Here is an 18,812-nt window from a genome sequence, read left to right on the forward strand (position 1 = left end):
CAGCCCCGGAGTCCGTGCCCGAAGAGGCAGGAGGACCCGGTGGCAACACCCGGTGAAACCGACGCGATGCGCCGTGCCATCGAGCTCGCCGCGCGCGGCTTGGGCTCGACGAGCCCCAATCCCGTCGTCGGCGCCGTGATCCTCGACGCGCACGGCGAAGTCGCCGGCGAGGGCTGGCACCAGCGGGCCGGCGGCCCCCACGCGGAGGTCCACGCCCTGCGAGCGGCCGGCGACGCCGCCCGTGGCGGCACCGCCGTCGTCACCCTCGAACCCTGCAACCACACCGGTCGCACCGGCCCCTGCGCCCAGGCGCTGATCGCGGCCGACGTCTCCCGGGTCGTCTACGCGGTCGCCGACCCCACCCCCGCGGCGACCGGCGGCGGCGCCACCCTGGCCGCCGCCGGGATCGACGTGGAGAGCGGGCTGCTGGAGGCCGAGGCCGCCCGGGGCAACGAGGTCTGGCTCACCGCCACCCGGAGGCAGCGCCCCTTCGTAGTGTGGAAGTACGCGAGCACCCTCGACGGGCGTGTCGCCGCCGCCGACGGCACCAGCCGCTGGATCAGCTCCGCGGCCTCCCGCGCCGACGTCCACCGGCTGCGCGCCGAGTCCGACGCCGTCGTCGTCGGCTCCGGCACGCTGCGCGCCGACGACCCCCACCTGGCCGTTCGCGGGGTGGAGGGCGTCTTCACCCCGCCGCTGCGGGTGGTCGTCGACACCAACGCGAAGATCACCCCGGGCGCCCGGGTGCTGGACGGCACCGCCGCGACCCTGGTCGCCGTCGCCGAGGACACCGACACCGCCCACCTGCCGGGCGTCGACGTGGCCCGCCTGCCCCGCACCGGCAGCGGCGTGGACGTGCCCGCACTGCTCGACGAGCTGTACGGCCGAGGCGTCCGCTCCGTGCTGCTGGAGGGCGGCCCGACCCTGGCCGGGGCCTTCGTCGCCGCCGGAGCCGTCGACAAGGTCGTCGGCTACCTGGCGCCCGCCCTCCTGGGAGCCGGCCCCGCGGCCCTGGGGGACGCGGGAATCACCACCATCGCGCACGCGTTGCGGCTCGACGTCGCCGAGACCGAACGGATCGGCCCCGACCTGCGCATCACCGCCTACCCGAGCCGCACCGAGGAGAACTGACGTGTTCACCGGAATCGTCGAAGAGCTGGGCGCCGTCGTCGCCGTAGAGGACGTGGGGGACGCCTCCCGCTTCCGGCTGCGCGGCCCGGTCGTCACGGAGGGCGCCAAGCACGGCGACTCGATCGCGGTCAACGGCGTGTGCCTCACCGTCGTGGACACCGCGGACGGCGAGTTCACCGCCGACGTGATGGCCGAGACCCTGAAGCGCTCCAGCCTCGGCGCGCTGGGCCCCGGCAGCAAGGTCAACCTGGAGCGCCCCATGGCGCTGGGCGGCCGCCTCGGCGGGCACCTCGTCCAGGGCCACGTCGACGGCACCGGCGCGGTGATCTCGCGAACCCCCGCCGAGCACTGGGAGATCGTGCGGATCTCGCTTCCGGCCGAGCTGTCCCGCTACGTCGTCGAGAAGGGCTCGATCACCGTCGACGGCATCAGCCTCACCGTCGTCGAGGCAGGCCCCGACTTCTTCTCCGTCAGCCTGATCCCGACCACCCTCGCCCTCACCACGCTCGGTTTCAAGCAGCCCGGCGACCCGGTGAACCTGGAGGTCGACGTGATCGCCAAGTACGTCGAGCGGCTGTACGGGGAGCGGGCCGGCGCCCCGAAGGGGGATCCGGCGGAATGAGCGCGCTCGACACCCTGAACAGTGTGGCCTTCTCCGCCTTCGGCGAGCACTTCAAGTGGACCGACGTCGTGGGCAACGGCCTCGGCCTCGGCGGTCTCGCCCTCGGCTGGCGGCGCTCGGTGTGGGCCTGGCCCGTCCAGCTGCTCTCCGGCGTGGTGCTCGTCGCCGCGTACTGGTCGGCGCAGCTGACCGGCGGCGTCGGCAAGCAGCTGCTGGTGATCGGCGTCGCCGTGTGGGGCTGGTTCCAGTGGCGCCGCGGCGCCCGGGACGGCGGCGAGATCCGGATCCGCTTCGCCACCTGGCGTGAGCGGGGCGTGCTGGCCGCCGGCACGGCGGCCGGACTGTTCGCGGTCGTCGGCCTCTTCACGCTCTACCCGTCGCTGTCCTGGAACCCCTGGCCGGACGCCTACATCTTCGTCGGCACCGTCGCCGCGATGGTGGCCATGGCCAGGGGCTGGGTGGAGTTCTGGTTCGCCTGGCTCGCCGTCGACGCGGTCGGCGTCCCCCTCGCCTGGAACAGCGACCTGAAGTTCTCCGCACTCGTGTACGTCATCTACTTCGTTCTCGTGATCGCCGGCTTGTACGCCTGGTGGCAGCAGACCCGGGTCCCGCGGCACGGCGGGCCCGTCCCGGAAGGAGCGGCCGCATGACCACCGCACTGCACAGCCTCCACGCGGCGGGGGACGCCCCGATCGTCCTCGACCCCGTCGAGCGCGCGATCGCCGACATCGCGGCCGGCCGGCCGGTCGTCGTCGTGGACGACGAGAACCGCGAGAACGAGGGCGACCTGATCATCGCGGCGGAGAAGGCGACCCCCGAGATCGTCGCCTTCATGATGACCGAGTGCCGCGGCCTGATCTGCGTGCCCATGGAGGAGCACGACCTGGACCGGCTCGACCTGCCGCAGATGGTGGACGCCAACACCGAGTCCATGAAGACCGCGTTCACCGTCTCCGTCGATGCGAGCGGCGCCCACGGGGTCACCACCGGCATCTCCGCCGCCGACCGGGCGACCACCATCCGGCTGCTGGCCGCCGGCGGTTCCGCCCCCGGCGACTTCGTGCGGCCCGGCCACGTCTTCCCGCTGCGCGCCAAGCCGGGCGGCGTGCTGACCCGCGACGGCCACACCGAGGCGGGCGTCGACCTGGCACGGCTCGCCGGACTGCGCCCGGCCGCGGCCATCGTGGAGATCGCCAACGAGGACGGCACGATGGCCCGCCTCCCCGAACTGGTCCACTTCGCCCGCAAGCACGGCCTCGCCATCATCTCCATCGAGGACCTCGTCGCCTACCGCCGCACCTCGGAGCCGACCGTGCGCCGGGAGGCCGAGACCCGGCTGCCCACCGCCTTCGGAGACTTCCGCGCCTACGGCTACCGCAGCACCGCCGACGGCGTCGAGCACATCGCGCTGGCGACCGGGGAGATCGGCGCCGGCGAGGACGTCCTCGTCCGCGTCCACTCCGAGTGCCTGACCGGAGACGTCTTCCACTCGCTGCGCTGCGACTGCGGACCGCAGTTGCAGGCCTCACTCGAAAAGGTGGCGGCCGAGGGCCGGGGCGTCGTGGTCTACCTCCGCGGTCACGAGGGCCGGGGCATCGGCCTGATGTCCAAGCTGCGCGCGTACGAACTCCAGGAGCGTGGCCGCGACACGCTCGACGCCAACCTGGAACTCGGACTGCCCGCCGACGCACGGGACTACGGCGCCGCCGCCCAGATGCTCGACGACCTCGGCGTGCGCTCCCTGCGCCTGATGACCAACAACCCCGACAAGAGCGACGCCCTCGAACAGCACGGCCTGCGGGTCCTCGCACGCGTCGCGATGCCGATCGCGGCCGGCGAGCACAACCTGCGCTACCTGCGCACGAAGCGGGACCGCATGGGCCACGACCTGCCCTGGCTGGATCCCTCCCCCGCCGGAGCCTGCGCCGGCCAGTAGGCCTCCGCGAAGCGGCGGAGCCCGCCCCGCCATCCGGCGCCACCTGAACCACCTGAACCACCTGAACCACCTGAACCACCTGAACCACCTGAACCACCTGAACCACCTGAACCACCTGAGCGACCTGGCCGAACAGATACGTCCAGAACGACCAGTACCAAGAACGAGCAAGGAGAAGACCGACGTGAGCGGTAAGGGCGCCCCCGAGCTGACCGTGCAGAACAGCGGTGACCTGCGTGTGGCCGTGATCGCGGCCCAGTGGCACGAGAAGGTGATGGGCGGGCTGGTCGACGGCGCCCTGCGCGCGCTCGGCGACCTGGGCATCGACGAGCCGACCCTGCTGCGCGTCCCGGGCAGCTTCGAACTGCCGGTCGCCGCCAAGGTGCTGGCGAGCCGGGGCTACGACGCGGTCGTCGCCCTCGGCGTCGTCATCCGCGGCGGCACACCGCACTTCGACTACGTGTGCCAGGGCGTGACCCAGGGCCTGGCCCAGGTCTCGGTCGACACCGGTGTGCCGATCGGCTTCGGCGTGCTCACCTGCGACACCGAGGAACAGGCCCTGGACCGCGCCGGACTGCCCGGCTCGAACGAGGACAAGGGGCACGAGGCCGTCACCGCCGCGGTGGCCACCGCGAACGTCCTGCGTTCAGTATCCGAGCCGTGGCGGTGAGGCGCGGGCACTTCCGCGTAGGGTGGTGACCACCATGGCCAAGAAGACTTTCGAGGAGCTCTTCGCCGAGCTCCAGCACAAGGCCGCCACCGGCGACCCCAGCACCTCCCGGACCGCCGAACTGGTCGGCAAGGGAGTGCACGCGATCGGCAAGAAGGTGGTCGAGGAGGCCGCCGAGGTGTGGATGGCAGCCGAGCACGAAGGCGCCGACCGCACCGCGGAGGAGATCTCCCAGCTGCTCTACCACCTGCAGGTGATGATGGTCGCCCGGGGCATCGACCTCGATGACGTATACGCTCACCTCTGAGCGGATCACCCGCCGGTACCTCTCCGCGCTCGCCGTGACGCCCGTCCCCCACCCGTATCCGAGACACGAAGGAACGCATCCCATGCTGCGCATCGCCGTCCCCAACAAGGGTTCACTGTCCGGACCTGCGTCGGCGATGCTGCATGAGGCCGGCTACCACCAGCGCAAGGACTCCAAGGAACTCGTCCTCGTCGACGGCGAGAACGACGTCGAGTTCTTCTACCTGCGCCCGCGGGACATCGCCGTCTACGTCGGCTCGGGCCGGCTCGACATCGGCATCACCGGCCGCGACCTGCTGCTGGACTCCGGCGCCAATGCCGAGGAGATCCTGCAGCTCGGCTTCGCCCGCTCCACCTTCCGCTACGCCACCACCTCCGGCGGCGTGAGCGACGTGAAGGAGTTCGGCGGGAAGACGATCGCCACCTCCTATCCGGAGATCGTCAGGAGGCACCTCGCCGACCACGCGGTGGAGGCCACCGTGGTCCGTCTCGACGGCGCTGTCGAGACCGCCATCCACCTCGGTGTGGCGGACGTCATCGCCGACGTCGTCGAGACGGGCACCTCGCTGCGCAACGCCGGACTGGAGGTCATCGGGGAGCCGATCATCGACTCCGAGGCGGTGGTCGTCCGCCGGGTCGGCGCCGGCGGCGAGGACGCGGTGGCCGAGCCGAAGGTGCGGCAGTTCCTGCGCCGCCTCCAGGGCGTCCTGGTGGCCCGCCGCTACGTGATGATGGACTACGACATCCGCGTCGAGCACGTCGAGCGCGCCATCGCCCTCACTCCGGGACTCGAGTCGCCGACCGTCTCCCCGCTGCACCACGAGGGCTGGGTCGCCGTCCGCGCCATGGTCCCCAGCCGCGAGGCCCAGCGGATCATGGACGAGCTGTACGACCTCGGCGCACGGGCCATCCTCACCACCGGGATCCACGCGTGCCGCCTGTGACCCCGCCCGCCCGGTCCGCCATGCCCGCGGAACTTCCCGAGCTGCCCGTCACCTTCCGGCCCACCCGCACCCGTGCGGTGCTGCTGGGCCTGGGCGCCGGGCTGCTCGCGGCCTTCGTCGTGATCGCCGTCCTGCTTCCCTCGGACGGCGCAAGGCCCTGGCACACCACGGACCGGATCTGGATCGTGCTCACCGGGCTGCTGGTCGCCGGTGCGCTCACGCTGCTCAGCCGCCCCAAGGTGGCCGCCGACCAGGACGGTGTGACCGTCGTCAACCTCACGACGCGGCGCCGACTGGCCTGGGCCCAGATCCTCCGAGTGAACCTGCGCCCCGGAGACCCCTGGGTCCTCCTGGACCTGGCGGACGGCACCAGCCTGGCCGCGATGGGCATCCAGCCCGGGATCGGACGCGCCCGCGCGTTGCACGACGCGCGCGCTCTGCGAGCCCTCGCGGAGGCGTACGGTACCGGCAAGCAGACGGCGCAGTAGACCTGCCGCAGTCGCCCGCATCTTCATTACCCTGGAACCTTCGCAACGACCCGAGGAGTGACACCCAATCCACGATGGACGGATCGTCCGGTAGTACCCGCGCCGCCTCTCCCACGCGACATACGGGAGCGGCGGCATGAGCGCCCCGTTGCTGCTGCTCGCGGCAGCCTTCCTGCTGATCCTCGCGAACGGGTTCTTCGTCGCAGCCGAGTTCGGCCTGGTGACCGTCGAACGGCCGGCCGCGGAGCGCGCCGCCGCCGAGGGCGACCGCAGGGCCCGCAGCGTCGTGGCGGCGCTGCGCAAGTTGTCCTTCCAGTTGTCGGGCACCCAGCTCGGCATCACCATCACCTCGCTGGTGGTCGGGATGCTGGCCGAGCCGGCCCTGGGCGACCTGCTCTCGGCTCCGCTCGCCTCGGTGGGCGTCCCCTCCGGCGCGGCTCCGGCCGTGGCCGTGGTGATCGGCATGATCGTCGCCTCGGCCGTCCAGATGGTCATCGGCGAGCTCGTCCCGAAGAACTGGGCAGTGTCCCGTCCGCTGCAAGTGGCCCGTTTCGTGGCCGGTCCGCAGCGGGTCTTCTCCGCCGTGTTCCGGCCGGTCATCGAGGCCCTCAACGCCGCCGCCAACCGCCTGGTGCGGGCGCTGGGCGTGGAGCCCGCCGAGGAGCTGGCCTCCGCACGCACCCCCACCGAGCTGGTCTCCCTGGCCCGCCACTCCGCGCGGGCCGGGGCCCTCGAGCAGGACACCGCGGACCTCTTCGTCCGCACCATCTCCCTCGGCGACCTCACGGCGGAGAACGTGATGACCCCCCGTGTGCGCGTCAGCGCCCTGCAGGACACCGCCACCGCCGCGGACGTCCTGAACCTCACCCGGGCCACCGGGCTGTCCCGCTTCCCGGTCTACCGGGAGCGGCTGGACGACATCGTCGGCATGGCGAGCCTGAAGGACGCGCTCGCTGTCCCCGCCCATCTGCGCGACCGTACGCCGGTCGGCCGGGTCGCGGTCGCCCCGCTGCTCGTCCCCGAGACGCTGCCGGTGCAGCCGCTGCTCGAGCGGCTGCGCCGTGAGCAGCCGATCGCCGTGGTCGTCGACGAGTACGGCGGCACCGCCGGCGTCGTCACCCTGGAGGACATCGTCGAGGAACTCGTCGGCGAGGTGCGCGACGAGCATGACGGCGCCGACCTGCCCGAGCTGCTGGCCGCCCCGCCGGAGAACGGCAATCCCGTCTGGGACGCCGACGGCGGCTGCCGGATCGACCTGCTGGAGCGCATAGGGCTCGAGGCCCCCGAGGGACCGTACGAGACGGTGGCCGGGCTCGTCGCCGACCTCCTCGAACGCATTCCCGAGCCGGGGGACACCGCGGTGCTGCCCGGCTGGGAGCTGAGGGTGCGCGAGGTCGCGCACCATCGTGCCGAAAGGGTTCGCCTGGTACGCGTCGGACTCGCGGAGCCCGCGGACGGGCAGGAGGACGGGCGATGAGCTTTCTGCAGCTGTTCTTCGCCGGAGTGCTGGTACTCGGCAACGGCTTCTTCGTCGGGGCGGAGTTCGCCCTGGTATCCGTGCGGCGCAGCCAGATCGAACCGCTCGCCGGCACCCAGCGGCGGGCCCGCACGGTCCTGCACGGACTGGAGAACCTGCCGCAGATGATGGCGGCGGCCCAGTTCGGCATCACCGTCTGCTCCCTGACCCTGGGCGCGGTCGCCGAGCCGACCGTCGCCCACCTGCTGGAGCCGCTCTTCGAGGCCGTCCACCTGCCCGAGGGGCTGATCCACCCGCTCGGCTACGTCATCGCGCTCGCCGTCGTGGTCTTCCTGCACCTCGTCGTCGGTGAGATGGTCCCCAAGAACCTGGCGATGGCCGCCCCGGAGAAGACCGCGTTGTGGCTGAGCCCCGGGCTGGTCGGCTTCGCGCGTCTGTTCCGCCCGGTCATCGCGGTGCTCGGGTGGTGCGCCAGGCTCGTGCTGCGGCTCTTCCGGGTCGAGCCCAAGGACGAGATCGACGCGGTCTTCACCAGCGAGGAGCTGACCGTGCTCGTCGAGGACGCCCGGCAGGCCGGACTCCTCGACGACGACGCGCAGGAGCGCCTGGAGGACGCCCTGGAGCTGGGCACCCGCCCGGTCACGGACGTCCTGCTGCCCCCGGAGGAGCTGGTGACGGTCGATGTCACCGTCACCCCCGCTCAGGTCGAGGAGCTGACCGTGCGCACCGGCTACTCCCGCTTCCCGGTGGCCGGGCCTGAGGGCGCCTACCTCGGCTACCTCCACGTGAAGGACGTCCTCGACCTGGAGGACGCCGGCCGGCCCGTGCCGGCGCGGCTGTGGCGGCCGATGGCCACCCTCCGCGCGGAGCTGCCGCTGGACGACGCGCTCACCCAGATGCGGCGGGCCGCGTCCCACCTGGCGGCGGTCGCGGACTCAGGCGGTCGTGTGCTGGGGCTGGTGGCCCTGGAGGACGTGCTGGAGATGCTGGTCGGCGAGGTCCGCGACCCCGCGCACCGGGAGGTCCCGGAGCCCGCGGAGACCGGCGCTGCCCCCGCCGCCGAGGAGCCCGGCGAGGTCGCCCGGCCGTCGCGGGTGATGGCGGGCTGACACCGCGGTCCCGCACGAGAGGGGTCCGGGCGACGGATGCCCGGGCCCCTCTCGTGTCGTTCACTCCAGGGGATCGGGCGGTGGCAGCCCGGGGCCTCGGCCCGACAGCACCTCGCCGTAGGCCTGCATGAGGTCGGGCAGCCGCAGTGTGCACAGGTCGTCCCGGGTGGGCGGGCCCGCGTAGCCGGACAGCCGCAGGTCGCGGTAGGCGCAGCTCTTCTCGTACAGGGTGCGCAGGAAGCGGCCGTTGCCGAGCTCGTCGATCCAGCCCTGGTCGACGACGTGGCCGCTGATGGCGAGCAGCTCCTCCAGGGCCTCGTCGTCCCAGCGGTCCCCGTTGTCGGCGGCGAGGACCTCGCCGATGCTGGTCAGTTCGTGCGGCCGGTAGCTGGGGAAGTCGACCCGGGTGGTGAAGCGCGAGCCGAGGCCGGGATTGGCCGCGAGCAGGCGGTCCATGCCCTCGGGGTAACCGGCGAGTATGACGACCAGACGGTCGCGGTTGTCCTCCGCGCGCTTGAGCAGGACCTGCAGCGCCTCGTCGCCGTAGGCGTCGCCCTTGCTGTAGCCGGAGTTGGACAGCGCGTACGCCTCGTCGACGAAGAGCACCCCGCCGAGTGCGGAGTCGATCAGCTCGTTGGCCTTCACGGCCGTCTGCCCCAGGAACTCTCCCACGAGGTCGGCGCGTTGCGCCTCGATCAGATGGTCGCCGCCGAGCAGGCCGAGGGCGTAGAAGACCCGCCCGAGGATGCGGGCCACCGTCGTCTTGCCGGTGCCCGACGGCCCCGAGAAGACGAAGTGCCGCTTGGGGGGCTGCACCGGCAGGCCCTGCCCCGAGCGCAGCCGGGCCATCCGCAACTGCGCCGACAGCGCCCGCACTTGCCGCTTGACGGGCTCCAGTCCCACCATGCGGTCGAGTTCGGCCAGCGCCTGGGCGAGCAGCACCGGGTCGGGAGTGGCGATCCGGTCCTGCGGCGCGACGGCGGAGACGGACGGAAGCGTCTTCTCCCGGATGTCGTCGTCGGCCGGGCCCACCGCGCCCAGCGGGTCGTCCAGGAGCGAGCCCGCCCCGAGGCCGGGCATGGCGGTCGCCCCGGCCCGCGCGTCGAGGGGGTCGGTGTCGGCCGGATTCCCCTCGGGCCCGGTCTGGCCGTAGCCCTGCAGGGTGACCGGCGTCAGGTCGGCCGTCCCGTCGGTGAGGCCGTCGGACTCGTCGATCGCGGCGAGCCGGGCGGAGGTGTCCATGAAGCCCGGATCGACGCGGTGCACCGCCTGGAACAGGGGGAGGGCGGCGGCGGTGCGGCCGGTGCCCTCGTACGCGCGGGCCAGCCAGTAGCGCAGCTCCTTGCGCTGCGGCTGCTCGCTGCGGCAGCGCATCAGGGCCGTCGCCAGCAGCGGCTCGGCCTGCCCGTACAGCTCCAGCCGGACCCGTGCCATGCCGCCGAACAGCCCGGCCTCGATGCCCAGCACCGGGTCGCCGAGAAGCGGTTCGGTGTGGCGGACCAGCTGTTCCCAGTCCTTGACTAGATAGGCCCGGCACGCGTGCAGGAAGCGGACGTGCGGATCGGTGTCGACCGGCGGGCACTCGGCCAGCGCGCGGTCCAGCTCCGCGATGTGGCGGCCGTCCAGCCAGTGGGAGGCGTGCGCGAGGAGCAGGTCGCGCCGGGTCTCCAGCACCGGCTGCACCCACCAGCCCAGCCAGTACCAGGAGTTCATGGACCGGCGGTGCGCGCTGCGCTGCTCGCCGAAGCGGTCGCGGTGCCGGTACATCTGCAGCAGCGCGGTGGAGGTGTCCGCCCGCAGCGCGTGCAGCCCCAGCCAGGCGTCCGCCATGCCCGGGTCGAGGCGGACCGCAGCGCGGAACTCCTCCTCGGCCTCGGCGTAGGCGCCCATGGTGTACGCCTCGGCGGCCCGTACCCATGCGAGATCGGCGGGGGCGCCCGAATGCTCTGTGCCGAAATCCATCAGCCCCCCACCAGCCGTCCCCCCGGTGCCGCCCGCCGTACACCGCTCCAACCAGATTATGCGGAGCGGGAGTTGGTGCCAGGCAAGCGCCGCCTTGCCGGGACGGCGCAACCCCCAGGCATGGTACCCGGGCAGGGCTGGTGAGCCGTAGAGCGACGCGAGTGGTGACGTTGGGTGAGTGGATGGCCGCCGCGGGGCCTCACGTCCCGCCCGCAGGCAGGACGAAGCCCCCGGTCACGGGGGAACAACCGGGGGCTTCGCGTTCGAGGCGCGCTGGATGAAGTCCGCGCAAACAGAACGTAAGTCCTGTACGGCCCTTGGGTCAAGCCATCCGAGGCACCCCTCGGGCGGTCGCCCGGCGGCCACCCGCGTCCGCAGCGCACCGGGTGCGTGTGGTCACGTTCGGTGACGTACGGCGCTGGTGAGTGGGGAGCTCTCGGCCTGGTCCCGCAGCTCGTAGCCGTCCGGACCCTGGTGGACCAGCAGATCCGCGAAGGGCCGGGAGGGGTCGGCGGCGAAGTGCGCGTCCTGCGCCCGCATCCAGCCCTCCCAGAACCCGGCAAGCCCAGGGCCGTCGCGCCGCTCACCGCGTTCCCGCGCGACCTCCCGCGACACCTCCAGCCAGAGTAGGGCCGCCAGCCACGGCCGCACCTCGCGGCGGCCCGCCCCCACGCCCTCCAGCAGCACCACGGGGGCCGACGGCACCTCCAGAGCCGTGGCGAACCGCCGCGCCACCCAGTCGTACTTCGCGGGCCGGGCCGTCTCGCCGCGGCGAAGCGGCTCCAGCACCTGCTCGCGCAGCCGTCCGGGCCATTCGAAGAGCTGCTCGTGCGTGGCCAGGTCGTCGAGGTGGACGACGGGCGCGCCGTCCAGCGCGCCGGCCAGCGCGCCGGCGAAGGTCGTCTTCCCGGAACCGGCGTGGCCGTCCACGGCGACGAGCCGCACGGAACCACAGGAGGGCGGAAGGGCGCGCAGCCGGGCGGCGAGCGCGGGCAGCGCCCCGGGGGAGATGCGGTGGTCCATCGCGCCCACCCTACGACCTGTGCCGACGCAAGTGACTGCGGCCGGTGCCGGGGACGTCTACGGTAAGAGTCGTGACCGACTCAGCAGCTTTCCTGTACCCCCCGCAGCGACTCGAACTCGCCCGAAAGGCGGCCGCCGACGCGGGCCTCGACGCGCTGCTCGTCACGCCGGGCCCCGACCTGCGCTACCTCACCGGCTACCACGCCCACCTCACCGAGCGCCTGGTCTGCCTCGCCCTGCCCGTACTCGGCGACCCCTTCCTCGCCGTGCCCCACCTGGAGCGGCCCGGGGCCGAGGCCTCCCCGCTGGGCGCGCTCGGCGTCGAGGTCGTCGGCTGGGGCGAGACCGAGGACCCGTACGCCCTGGTCGCCCGCCGGCTGCCGCCGGGGATCGCCCGGGTGGCCGTCGACAACCACATGTGGGCCGAGAAGGTGCTCGCCTTCCGCGCCGCCCTCCCCGGCGCCGAGCAGAGCCTGGCCGGTGACCTGCTGCGCGAAGCGCGGATGCGCAAGTCGCCCGCGGAGATCGACGCGCTGCGGCGGGCAGCGGGCGCCATCGACCGGGTGCACCGCCGCATGGGGGAGTGGCTCAGGGCCGGGCGCACCGAGCGCGAGGTCGCCCGCGACGTCGCCGAAGCGGTCCTGGAAGCGGGGCACACCACCGTCGACTTCGTCATCGTCGCCTCGGGACCGAACGGCGCCAGTCCCCACCACGAAATCTCCGACCGGGTGATCCGGGCCGGCGACCCGGTCGTCGTCGACATCGGCGGCACCACGCCGGAGGGTTACTGCTCCGACTCCACCCGGACCTACGCGGTCGGTGAACCGCACGCCGCGTTCCGTGAGATGTACGAGGTGCTGCGGCGCGCCCAGCACGCCCAGACCGACGCCGTCCGCCCCGGGATCACCGCCGAGGAACTCGACGCGGTCGGGCGGGACATCATCGCCGCGGCCGGCTTCGGCGAGCACTTCATCCACCGCACCGGGCACGGCATCGGGCTGGAGACGCACGAGGAGCCCTACATCGTCGCGGGGAGCTCCCGGCCGCTGGAGCCGGGCATGGCCTTCTCCGTCGAACCCGGGATCTATCTCCCGGACCGCTTCGGCGCCCGCATCGAGGACATCGTCGTCTGCACGCCCGAGGGCGGGGAACGGCTCAACCAGACCTCCCGGGACCTGGTCGTGCTGTCTGTTTAGTCCGATGTGTTGACTCCCGGTACGGCCGGGGGGTATTCCGTACTCGCGGCGGTGTGCGCGAACCGGTCGCGACGCGCGGCGCACACGGCACGTCAGGGGCCCAGCAGCGAGCGGCAGTCGGGGGGCCGGGCATGTACGACGAAGAGCAGGACTTCCAGGTGCGGCAGTGGACGGTCGGCGGCACCACCGTGGTGGAACTGACGGGGGAGCTCGACCTGTGCGCCGGCCTGCGGGTGACCGCCCGTCTGGACGCGGTGACCTCCGGTCCCCGGCCCGACCTCGTGGTGGACCTGCGCGGAGTGGGCTTCATCGACTGCAGCGGCCTGTCGGTGCTGGTGCGGGCGCGCACGCGAACCCTCGACCACGGCGGCCGCTTCGGCATCGTCGCCGGCAGCCCCTGCGTGCTGCGCCTGCTGCGGCTCACCGGCACGCTCCGGGTCTTCACCGTCCACGAGGACCTGGCCTCCGCACTGGCGTCCCCGCTCGTCCCCGATCCCCCCGCGGCGGACGGCGCCATAGCGTGACACCGTGCTTCTCCTGAAGCCGGCGGCCGTGGGGCGAGCGCTCGGGCATGCTGCCGCAGCGCGTGGCGTTCCCGCCGCAGCGGCAGTGGGCCTCGCTGTCAGCGGCCCACCGTATGGTGCCTCTCTATGACTGCTTACGAGGGCGGCAGGCGGGTTGTCGAAGCCGCAGCGGCAGACGCCGAACGGGCGGTGGCCGAGTACGACGCGGCCCGTCAGTGGCTCGCCGCTGCGATGCGCGGGCCGATGGAGCCGCTCGCAGCAGAGGTCTGGGTCTTCGATACGACCCTCGCACGGGTCCTGTTGGTGAGGCACCGCTGGCGGGGGTGGGTGCCGCCGGGCGGGAAGGTCGAGGCCGGGGAAACACCCCGAGAGGGGGCGAGCCGGGAACTGTTCGAAGAGGCGGGACTGCGGCCGGAGCTGCTGCCTGACCCGGCGGCCGTTGCGGTTCGCTCGTATCACCCGGCCCTTCCGGTCACCTTGGGGTTGTCGTATGCGGCGGTCGTCGATGCGGGGACCCCTTTCGTCGCGGAGGACGGACAGCCGGTGGCCTGGACGCGTCTGGACGAGGGCTGGGAGAGCTGTTTTCCCGATGATCCGTCGCGTATCCGCCAGCACGCCGCATGGCTGGCCGGCCGGACGGGCCGTCGCTGACGTGCGAGGTGGGTCCCGGGAAGCCGAGCGAGAGCATGCGGGCGAGCGACGGGCTCGCGCGGGGGCGAGGCCCTGCGCGGCTCACGGACCGGACGACGCGGGGGCTCGGATTCATGGGCCCGCGTCCGTGGTGTTCGCGGAGGGAACCGGTGGACTCAGCGGGGCAGCGGTGCCAGCACGATCCAGACCTGGCCGGGGGCGAAGTTCACCGGCCCGCCGTCGGGCGTCGTGAAGCGGGTGCCCGCGGCCGCGTCCGGTCGTGACCACCGGGCGTCGTAGGCCTTGCCGTCGCGCAGCACCACCGCCTGCCCGCCGCCCACGGTCTCGCTGTACGGGGAGGTGTTCCCCCAGCGGTCGTGGAAGCCGGAGGGGCGGACGGTGACGTACTGGACGACCACCGTCGGTGCGCCGAGCCTGCCGCCGTCCGTCGTGGTGGCCGGTTCGCCGTCGAAGGAGACCAGCCAGCGCTGCTCCCCGGCCGACCAGCGCACGCCCACCGAGCCGTCGGGGTAGCGCACGGTGCGGTCGCGGTCGGCGGTGCCACCCGGTGGGGCCGCACCGAAGCGGAAGCCTATGTCGCGGGGGGCGGAAGCGTCCGGGGCGGCGGCGAGCAGCCGTTCCGGGGCGGCGTAGAGGTTGTGCGGGGCGGGGCGCGAGCCGTCGCGCAGGTAGGCGCCGGGGGCGTGGGCGGGGGAGACGTCGTACACCGGCGCCGCCGCGACCACCGGCAGGAGTCCGCTCTGCGCCCCGGAGAAGGCGAGGGCAGGCCGGCCGAACTGGCGCAGCAGCTCCAGGTCCGACTCGCGGGCGCTGCGCACCGGGCCGACCCGGTCGGGCAGGTCGGAGGAGTAGACGGCGAGCAGACGGGTGAGGCCGGACTCCACCTGCTCCACGTAGACCAGGTCCGCCTGGGACAACCCGGTGTGCGGCCGGGCCGGCCCCACGTTGTCGATCTTCACCGCGAGGACGGGGCCGCCGGTGCGCCCGGCACGTCCCGTGAGGGGCGAGCGTGCGACCGCGTCGGTGTCGGTAGCCGAGACCGTCGTGCTGGGCGAGGGGCCGGCAGGCGCCCGCTCGGATCCGTCGCAGCCCCGGCCGACCAGGACCACGGTGAAGACGGCCAGGACGACCAGGATCGCCGCTCTCGCGGGACGTCCGGGTGCTCGGCCCACGACGGCCATCACCCCCGTGCTGCATAGATATGCTGCCTACGGAAAATTCACTTGCCGAATCCTGCGCGTATTCCTAGTATCCGCCCCATGGAGCCGGTACCCCAGACGGGCGATGCGACCGCCTTCCTCGCAGCGGACGAGGTGATCGACCACGAGCATCCGGTGGTCCGTGCGACCGCCGCCCGGCTGCGGGCGGCGGCTCCCGATCCGCATGCCTATGCCGAAGCGGCCTATACCTTCGTCCGCGACGCCATCCCGCATTCCGCCGACTCCGGTGACTCGCGCGTCACTTGGCGCGCCTCGGACGTCCTGGAACAGCGCACCGGCATCTGCCACGCCAAGGCCCATGCCCTGACCGCGCTGCTGCGCGCCGAGGGCATCCCCGCGGGCCTGTGCTACCAGCGGCTCACCGACGAAGGCGCCGACCCCCTCGTCCACGGGCTCGTCGCCCTCAAACCGCCCGGGCACGACCGCTGGGCCCGGCAGGACCCGCGCGGCAACAAGCCCGGAGTCGACGCCCGCTTCTCCCTCCAGGAGGAGCGACTGGCCTGGGTGCCCCGCCCCGGACTGGGCGAACGCGACTACCCCGGTCTGTACGCCACCCCTCCGCCCGCCATCCTCACCGCCCTGCGGCAGGCTGCCGACCGGAGGCACCTGTGGCGGCTGCTGCCCACCGACCTACCTGACCCAGAGGGCCGATGACCTGGCGGCACGCCTCTGGTGCGGACAGTCGGCGAGGAACTCGCCGCCCACCCGCGGAGCCCCAGGTCTCACGCCGCTCGTGGTCACTCCACCGCCGCGGCGCGTTCCCGGGCGACGACGTCCTCCGGCGTAGGGGCGGTGCCGCCGAGGTGCGCGGGCAGCCACCAGCGGTCGTCCGGGCCCGACGGCCGCCCGGTGTACGTCTGCTGCGCCTCCTCCAGCAACTCCTGGACCCGCAGTCGCAGCCGCCGGGTCAGCGCCCCCGGCTTCTCGCCCGGGTGGGGCGTCATCTGCTCGCCCACCCGGATGGAGACGGGGAAGCAGTTGCGGCCCAACTGCCGCGGCCGGCCCTTGGTCCACAACCGCTGCGTGCCCCACAGGGCGACCGGCAGCAGCGGCACGCCTGCCTCCATCGCCAGTCGCGCGGCGCCGGACTTGAAGGACTTCAGCGTGAAGGACTGCGAGATGGTCGCTTCGGGGAACACGCCGATGATCTCCCCCGAGCGCAGCGCCGTGAGCGCGTGCTTGTACGCGTGCATGCCCTCGGAGCGGTCCACCGGGATGTGCTTCATGGCCCGCATCAGCGGACCCGACACCTTGTGCCGGAACACCGACTCCTTCGCCATGAAGCGCACCAGCCGCTTCGCCGGAAGCGCCGCCACCCCGGCGAAGACGAAGTCCAGGTAGCCGATGTGGTTGCTCACGAGCAGGGCGCCGCCCTTGCGCGGCACGTGCTCGGCGCCGGAGACGTCCAGGCGCAGCCCCTGCACCTTGAACATGGTGCGGGCGAGGCCGATGGCGGGCGGGTAGACGAGTTCGGCCATGGCTGGGCCCCTTCTTCGCAGGGGGGGTGTCCCCGACGGAAGTTACGCGGCCGTAGGTTTCGGCCGCCGGCTGATCGTGCCCCGTGAACGGGTGCCGTGTCATCCCGCGTGCCCGCAGCACGGCGAGATTCTCATCACGTCACCCGGTCGTACGACGCAGCAGCAGATACATCTCGCAGCCGAGGCAGTAGCCGAACGCCGCGTTGAGGAAGGCGGCCGCGAGCGCGCAGGCCGTCGCCGCCAGGCCCAGCCAGGCCAGGCCCGCGGCGTGGCCGGCGAGCCCGACGACCGCGAACGCCAGCCCCACCGCCTGTGCGAAACGCGGAGGCGCCGGGTCCTCGGTCTCGGCCGGAGGCCCCAGCTGCGGCCGTACCGCCACCCGGTACAACAGGCCGTACGGTGACTTCTGCACGCCCGCGGCGGCGCCCACCGCGAACACCAGTGCCTGGACGGCCAGCAGCCAGGCACTTCCCGTGACGAGGACGGCGGCCAGGACCACACTGGTCAGGCTCGCTCCGAAGCGCGGTCCGCGAGCATCGATGGCGTGAGGGCTCATGAGGCCATGATTGCGGAACGGACACCGTCCGGACCCCCGGGAATCATGGCGGTCTCGTGAACGCTGCAACGGCAGGAGGTATCGGACGTGACGGGACTGCTGGTGTGCGTCGCCGTACTCGTGGCGGCGGGGATCTTCGGCATCCTCCACAAGCGCGCGGACGGAAGGATACGGGTGCGGGACAAGGACACGGCGCAGCAGTTGACGGCGGGTGAGATCGGTGGGGAGCTCGGCGAGCGGGCCACGCTCCTGCAGTTCTCCACCGCCTTCTGCGCACCCTGCCGGGCCACCCGGCGCACGCTCGGGGAGGTGGCCGGCATGGTGGACGGGGTGCGGCACGTGGAGCTCGACGCGGAGGCCCACCGCGACCTCGTGCGCCGGCTGGGCATCGTCAGGACGCCGACCGTGCTCGTGCTCGACGCCGGCGGCGCCGTCGTGCGGCGCGCTTCGGGCCAGCCCCGCAAGGCCGACGTCATCGCCGCGCTCGGCGACGCGGTGTGACCCGCGCGCGGCGCATGCCCCCGTCCCAAGCCGAGCGCGGCCTTGACGCGGCGCCGCGGTGATGGCCAGTCTGACGCCATGGCGCAAGACCTCCTTCTGCACTGCCGTTTCGACGTCGACCTCGGTCGCCACGCGAGCGCCCGCTGTCATGACCGCTGAGTGCCCACCCACCCCGCATCTCTCCGGCTCGACAGCATGACGAAGGACAGCTCCATGACCGCCACCCCCGACCTCGGCACGCCGGCCGCCGCCTCCCTGGTCTCCGTGCCCGCCTCGATCCCCGCCCCCATACCCCCGCAGCAGCAGCCGTCGACCGCGGAAGACGCCTTCGACTCGGCCGCCTTCCGCGCCGTCTTCCGCCGGCACGCCGCCGGGGTCGCGGTCGTCACCGCTGCCGGCACCCGCCCCGCGGGCTTCACGGCGACCTCCCTCACCTCGGTCTCCGCCGATCCTCCCCTGCTCTCCTTCGGGATCAGCAGCTCCGGCTCGGCCTGGCCCACCGTCGCGGAGGCCACCCATGTGGGCGTCCACATCCTCGGCGAGCACCAGGAGGAGGTGGCCGCCACCTTCGCCCGCAGCGGCGCCGACCGTTTCGCGCCGCCCACCGCGTGGGAACCCGGCCCGTACGGAGTACCGCTCCTGGAGGACGTCCAGGGCTGGCTGGTCGCTCGCGTGCTGGCCCGCATACCCGCCGGTGACCACCGCATCATCGTCGCCCAGGCCGTCGCGGGCGCTCCTGAGGGCGAGGCGGCTCGCCCGCTGCTCTACCACCACGGCCGCTACAACGCGCTGCGCCACTGAGGTCCTCTGCTCCGGGTTCCGGGGGCCCACTGCGCCCGGTTCCCGCGCCGAGCCATGCGGTCGTAGCGGGCCGACTGCCGCACCGGCGCCTTGGTGTACTGACGAGTAATGTTTCTGCCCAAGCGCCGTGCGTCTCGCCGGGGAGCCGCCGTCCGCGGCGCCTATGCTGCCCTCACGAGGGCGGTTGACGCATCCATGCAGGCGAAGGAGAGCAGGC

The 18,812-nt window shown here is 72.9% G+C and carries 21 protein-coding genes; 16 read left to right on the forward strand and 5 right to left on the reverse strand.

The features are described from left to right. Nucleotides 1-39: 39 nt before the first annotated feature. From ribD to AC3ET4_RS24800, 10 genes are all read left to right on the forward strand, one after another. Complete coding sequence (ribD, locus tag AC3ET4_RS24755; RefSeq protein WP_431953027.1) at nt 40-1,131, forward strand: bifunctional diaminohydroxyphosphoribosylaminopyrimidine deaminase/5-amino-6-(5-phosphoribosylamino)uracil reductase RibD; 1,092 nt, start codon at nt 40-42, stop codon at nt 1,129-1,131. A 1-nt stretch (nt 1,132) separates the two neighbouring features. Continuing rightward, entirely contained in the window at nt 1,133-1,753 is a 621-nt protein-coding gene (locus tag AC3ET4_RS24760; RefSeq protein WP_431953029.1) for a riboflavin synthase, read from the forward strand. Then, entirely contained in the window at nt 1,750-2,403 is a 654-nt protein-coding gene (locus AC3ET4_RS24765) for a nicotinamide mononucleotide transporter family protein (RefSeq protein ID WP_431953031.1), read from the forward strand. Before AC3ET4_RS24760 ends, AC3ET4_RS24765 begins: the two co-directional genes overlap by 4 nt. After that, a complete protein-coding gene (locus AC3ET4_RS24770; protein WP_431953033.1) occupies nt 2,400-3,689 on the forward strand; it encodes a bifunctional 3,4-dihydroxy-2-butanone-4-phosphate synthase/GTP cyclohydrolase II in 1,290 nt (429 codons plus the stop codon). Before AC3ET4_RS24765 ends, AC3ET4_RS24770 begins: the two co-directional genes overlap by 4 nt. A gap of 184 nt (nt 3,690-3,873) precedes the next feature. Further along, entirely contained in the window at nt 3,874-4,359 is a 486-nt protein-coding gene (gene ribH, locus AC3ET4_RS24775) for a 6,7-dimethyl-8-ribityllumazine synthase (RefSeq protein WP_431953035.1), read from the forward strand. A gap of 34 nt (nt 4,360-4,393) precedes the next feature. Beyond that, a complete protein-coding gene (locus AC3ET4_RS24780) occupies nt 4,394-4,666 on the forward strand; it encodes a phosphoribosyl-ATP diphosphatase (protein WP_431953037.1) in 273 nt (90 codons plus the stop codon). A gap of 82 nt (nt 4,667-4,748) precedes the next feature. Next, on the forward strand, nt 4,749-5,609 hold the full coding sequence (hisG, locus tag AC3ET4_RS24785; RefSeq protein WP_431953039.1) for an ATP phosphoribosyltransferase: 861 nt from the start codon (nt 4,749-4,751) through the stop codon (nt 5,607-5,609). A 20-nt stretch (nt 5,610-5,629) separates the two neighbouring features. Then, the gene (locus AC3ET4_RS24790) at nt 5,630-6,097 is read left to right on the forward strand and encodes a PH domain-containing protein (protein ID WP_431953069.1); all 468 of its coding nucleotides are present in this window, start codon (nt 5,630-5,632) and stop codon (nt 6,095-6,097) included. Between the two features lie 136 nt (nt 6,098-6,233). Next, nucleotides 6,234-7,574 carry a hemolysin family protein gene (locus AC3ET4_RS24795; protein WP_431953041.1) on the forward strand — a complete coding sequence of 447 codons (1,341 nt, stop codon included), beginning with the start codon at nt 6,234-6,236 and terminating at the stop codon, nt 7,572-7,574. Beyond that, the gene (locus AC3ET4_RS24800; RefSeq protein ID WP_431953043.1) at nt 7,571-8,683 is read left to right on the forward strand and encodes a hemolysin family protein; all 1,113 of its coding nucleotides are present in this window, start codon (nt 7,571-7,573) and stop codon (nt 8,681-8,683) included. The genes AC3ET4_RS24795 and AC3ET4_RS24800 overlap by 4 nt, the downstream gene beginning before the upstream one ends. 60 nt (nt 8,684-8,743) lie before the next feature. Here the strand turns inward: AC3ET4_RS24800 and AC3ET4_RS24805 are convergent, their stop codons facing one another. After that, nucleotides 8,744-10,645 carry an AAA family ATPase gene (locus tag AC3ET4_RS24805; RefSeq protein WP_431953045.1) on the reverse strand — a complete coding sequence of 634 codons (1,902 nt, stop codon included), beginning with the start codon at nt 10,643-10,645 and terminating at the stop codon, nt 8,744-8,746. Between the two features lie 396 nt (nt 10,646-11,041). Next, a complete protein-coding gene (locus AC3ET4_RS24810; protein WP_431953047.1) occupies nt 11,042-11,668 on the reverse strand; it encodes a uridine kinase family protein in 627 nt (208 codons plus the stop codon). A 71-nt stretch (nt 11,669-11,739) separates the two neighbouring features. On the opposite strand from AC3ET4_RS24810, the gene AC3ET4_RS24815 reads away from it, so the two are divergent. The 3 genes from AC3ET4_RS24815 to AC3ET4_RS24825 all read left to right on the forward strand — a co-directional run bounded on the left by AC3ET4_RS24815 (nt 11,740) and on the right by AC3ET4_RS24825 (nt 14,039). Further along, nucleotides 11,740-12,864 carry a M24 family metallopeptidase gene (locus AC3ET4_RS24815; RefSeq protein WP_431953049.1) on the forward strand — a complete coding sequence of 375 codons (1,125 nt, stop codon included), beginning with the start codon at nt 11,740-11,742 and terminating at the stop codon, nt 12,862-12,864. Nucleotides 12,865-12,995: 131 nt separating this feature from the next. Further along, nucleotides 12,996-13,388, forward strand: coding sequence for an STAS domain-containing protein (locus tag AC3ET4_RS24820; RefSeq protein ID WP_431953051.1), 393 nt, complete (start codon nt 12,996-12,998; stop codon nt 13,386-13,388). Between the two features lie 126 nt (nt 13,389-13,514). Further along, nucleotides 13,515-14,039: an NUDIX domain-containing protein gene (locus tag AC3ET4_RS24825; protein WP_431953053.1), complete on the forward strand. Its 525-nt coding sequence runs from the start codon at nt 13,515-13,517 to the stop codon at nt 14,037-14,039. 155 nt (nt 14,040-14,194) lie between these two features. Here the strand turns inward: AC3ET4_RS24825 and AC3ET4_RS24830 are convergent, their stop codons facing one another. Further along, nucleotides 14,195-15,220: a DUF3048 domain-containing protein gene (locus AC3ET4_RS24830; protein ID WP_431953055.1), complete on the reverse strand. Its 1,026-nt coding sequence runs from the start codon at nt 15,218-15,220 to the stop codon at nt 14,195-14,197. A gap of 78 nt (nt 15,221-15,298) precedes the next feature. Between AC3ET4_RS24830 and AC3ET4_RS24835 the strand changes: the two genes are divergently transcribed. Further along, nucleotides 15,299-15,913 carry a transglutaminase-like domain-containing protein gene (locus AC3ET4_RS24835; protein WP_431953057.1) on the forward strand — a complete coding sequence of 205 codons (615 nt, stop codon included), beginning with the start codon at nt 15,299-15,301 and terminating at the stop codon, nt 15,911-15,913. An 83-nt stretch (nt 15,914-15,996) separates the two neighbouring features. Here AC3ET4_RS24835 and AC3ET4_RS24840 read toward each other — a convergent pair whose 3' ends face one another. After that, nucleotides 15,997-16,737 (reverse strand): lysophospholipid acyltransferase family protein, encoded by a 741-nt coding sequence (locus tag AC3ET4_RS24840; RefSeq protein WP_431953059.1) that lies wholly within the window; start codon nt 16,735-16,737, stop codon nt 15,997-15,999. 139 nt (nt 16,738-16,876) lie between these two features. Further along, the gene (locus AC3ET4_RS24845; RefSeq protein WP_431953061.1) at nt 16,877-17,293 is read right to left on the reverse strand and encodes a DUF4395 domain-containing protein; all 417 of its coding nucleotides are present in this window, start codon (nt 17,291-17,293) and stop codon (nt 16,877-16,879) included. An 87-nt stretch (nt 17,294-17,380) separates the two neighbouring features. Here AC3ET4_RS24845 and AC3ET4_RS24850 point away from each other — a divergent pair, with 87 nt between their 5' ends. Both AC3ET4_RS24850 and AC3ET4_RS24855 read left to right on the forward strand, forming a co-directional pair. After that, nucleotides 17,381-17,794: a thioredoxin family protein gene (locus AC3ET4_RS24850; RefSeq protein WP_431953063.1), complete on the forward strand. Its 414-nt coding sequence runs from the start codon at nt 17,381-17,383 to the stop codon at nt 17,792-17,794. Between the two features lie 213 nt (nt 17,795-18,007). After that, entirely contained in the window at nt 18,008-18,595 is a 588-nt protein-coding gene (locus tag AC3ET4_RS24855) for a flavin reductase family protein (protein WP_431953065.1), read from the forward strand. Nucleotides 18,596-18,812 lie beyond the last annotated feature (217 nt).

The sequence above is a fragment of the Actinacidiphila sp. bgisy167 genome (assembly GCF_057707665.1).

Coding starts and splice junctions, on each gene's coding strand:
- AC3ET4_RS24765 (WP_431953031.1), top strand. CDS start 1,750: ATGAGCGCGCTCGACACCCTGAACAGTGTGGCCTTCTCCGCCTTCGGC.
- AC3ET4_RS24770 (WP_431953033.1), top strand. CDS start 2,400: ATGACCACCGCACTGCACAGCCTCCACGCGGCGGGGGACGCCCCGATC.
- AC3ET4_RS24780 (WP_431953037.1), top strand. CDS start 4,394: ATGGCCAAGAAGACTTTCGAGGAGCTCTTCGCCGAGCTCCAGCACAAG.
- hisG (WP_431953039.1), top strand. CDS start 4,749: ATGCTGCGCATCGCCGTCCCCAACAAGGGTTCACTGTCCGGACCTGCG.
- AC3ET4_RS24790 (WP_431953069.1), top strand. CDS start 5,630: ATGCCCGCGGAACTTCCCGAGCTGCCCGTCACCTTCCGGCCCACCCGC.
- AC3ET4_RS24795 (WP_431953041.1), top strand. CDS start 6,234: ATGAGCGCCCCGTTGCTGCTGCTCGCGGCAGCCTTCCTGCTGATCCTC.
- AC3ET4_RS24800 (WP_431953043.1), top strand. CDS start 7,571: ATGAGCTTTCTGCAGCTGTTCTTCGCCGGAGTGCTGGTACTCGGCAAC.
- AC3ET4_RS24805 (WP_431953045.1), bottom strand. CDS start 10,645: ATGGATTTCGGCACAGAGCATTCGGGCGCCCCCGCCGATCTCGCATGG.
- AC3ET4_RS24810 (WP_431953047.1), bottom strand. CDS start 11,668: ATGGACCACCGCATCTCCCCCGGGGCGCTGCCCGCGCTCGCCGCCCGG.
- AC3ET4_RS24820 (WP_431953051.1), top strand. CDS start 12,996: ATGTACGACGAAGAGCAGGACTTCCAGGTGCGGCAGTGGACGGTCGGC.
- AC3ET4_RS24825 (WP_431953053.1), top strand. CDS start 13,515: ATGACTGCTTACGAGGGCGGCAGGCGGGTTGTCGAAGCCGCAGCGGCA.
- AC3ET4_RS24830 (WP_431953055.1), bottom strand. CDS start 15,220: ATGGCCGTCGTGGGCCGAGCACCCGGACGTCCCGCGAGAGCGGCGATC.
- AC3ET4_RS24835 (WP_431953057.1), top strand. CDS start 15,299: ATGGAGCCGGTACCCCAGACGGGCGATGCGACCGCCTTCCTCGCAGCG.
- AC3ET4_RS24840 (WP_431953059.1), bottom strand. CDS start 16,737: ATGGCCGAACTCGTCTACCCGCCCGCCATCGGCCTCGCCCGCACCATG.
- AC3ET4_RS24845 (WP_431953061.1), bottom strand. CDS start 17,293: ATGAGCCCTCACGCCATCGATGCTCGCGGACCGCGCTTCGGAGCGAGC.
- AC3ET4_RS24855 (WP_431953065.1), top strand. CDS start 18,008: ATGACCGCCACCCCCGACCTCGGCACGCCGGCCGCCGCCTCCCTGGTC.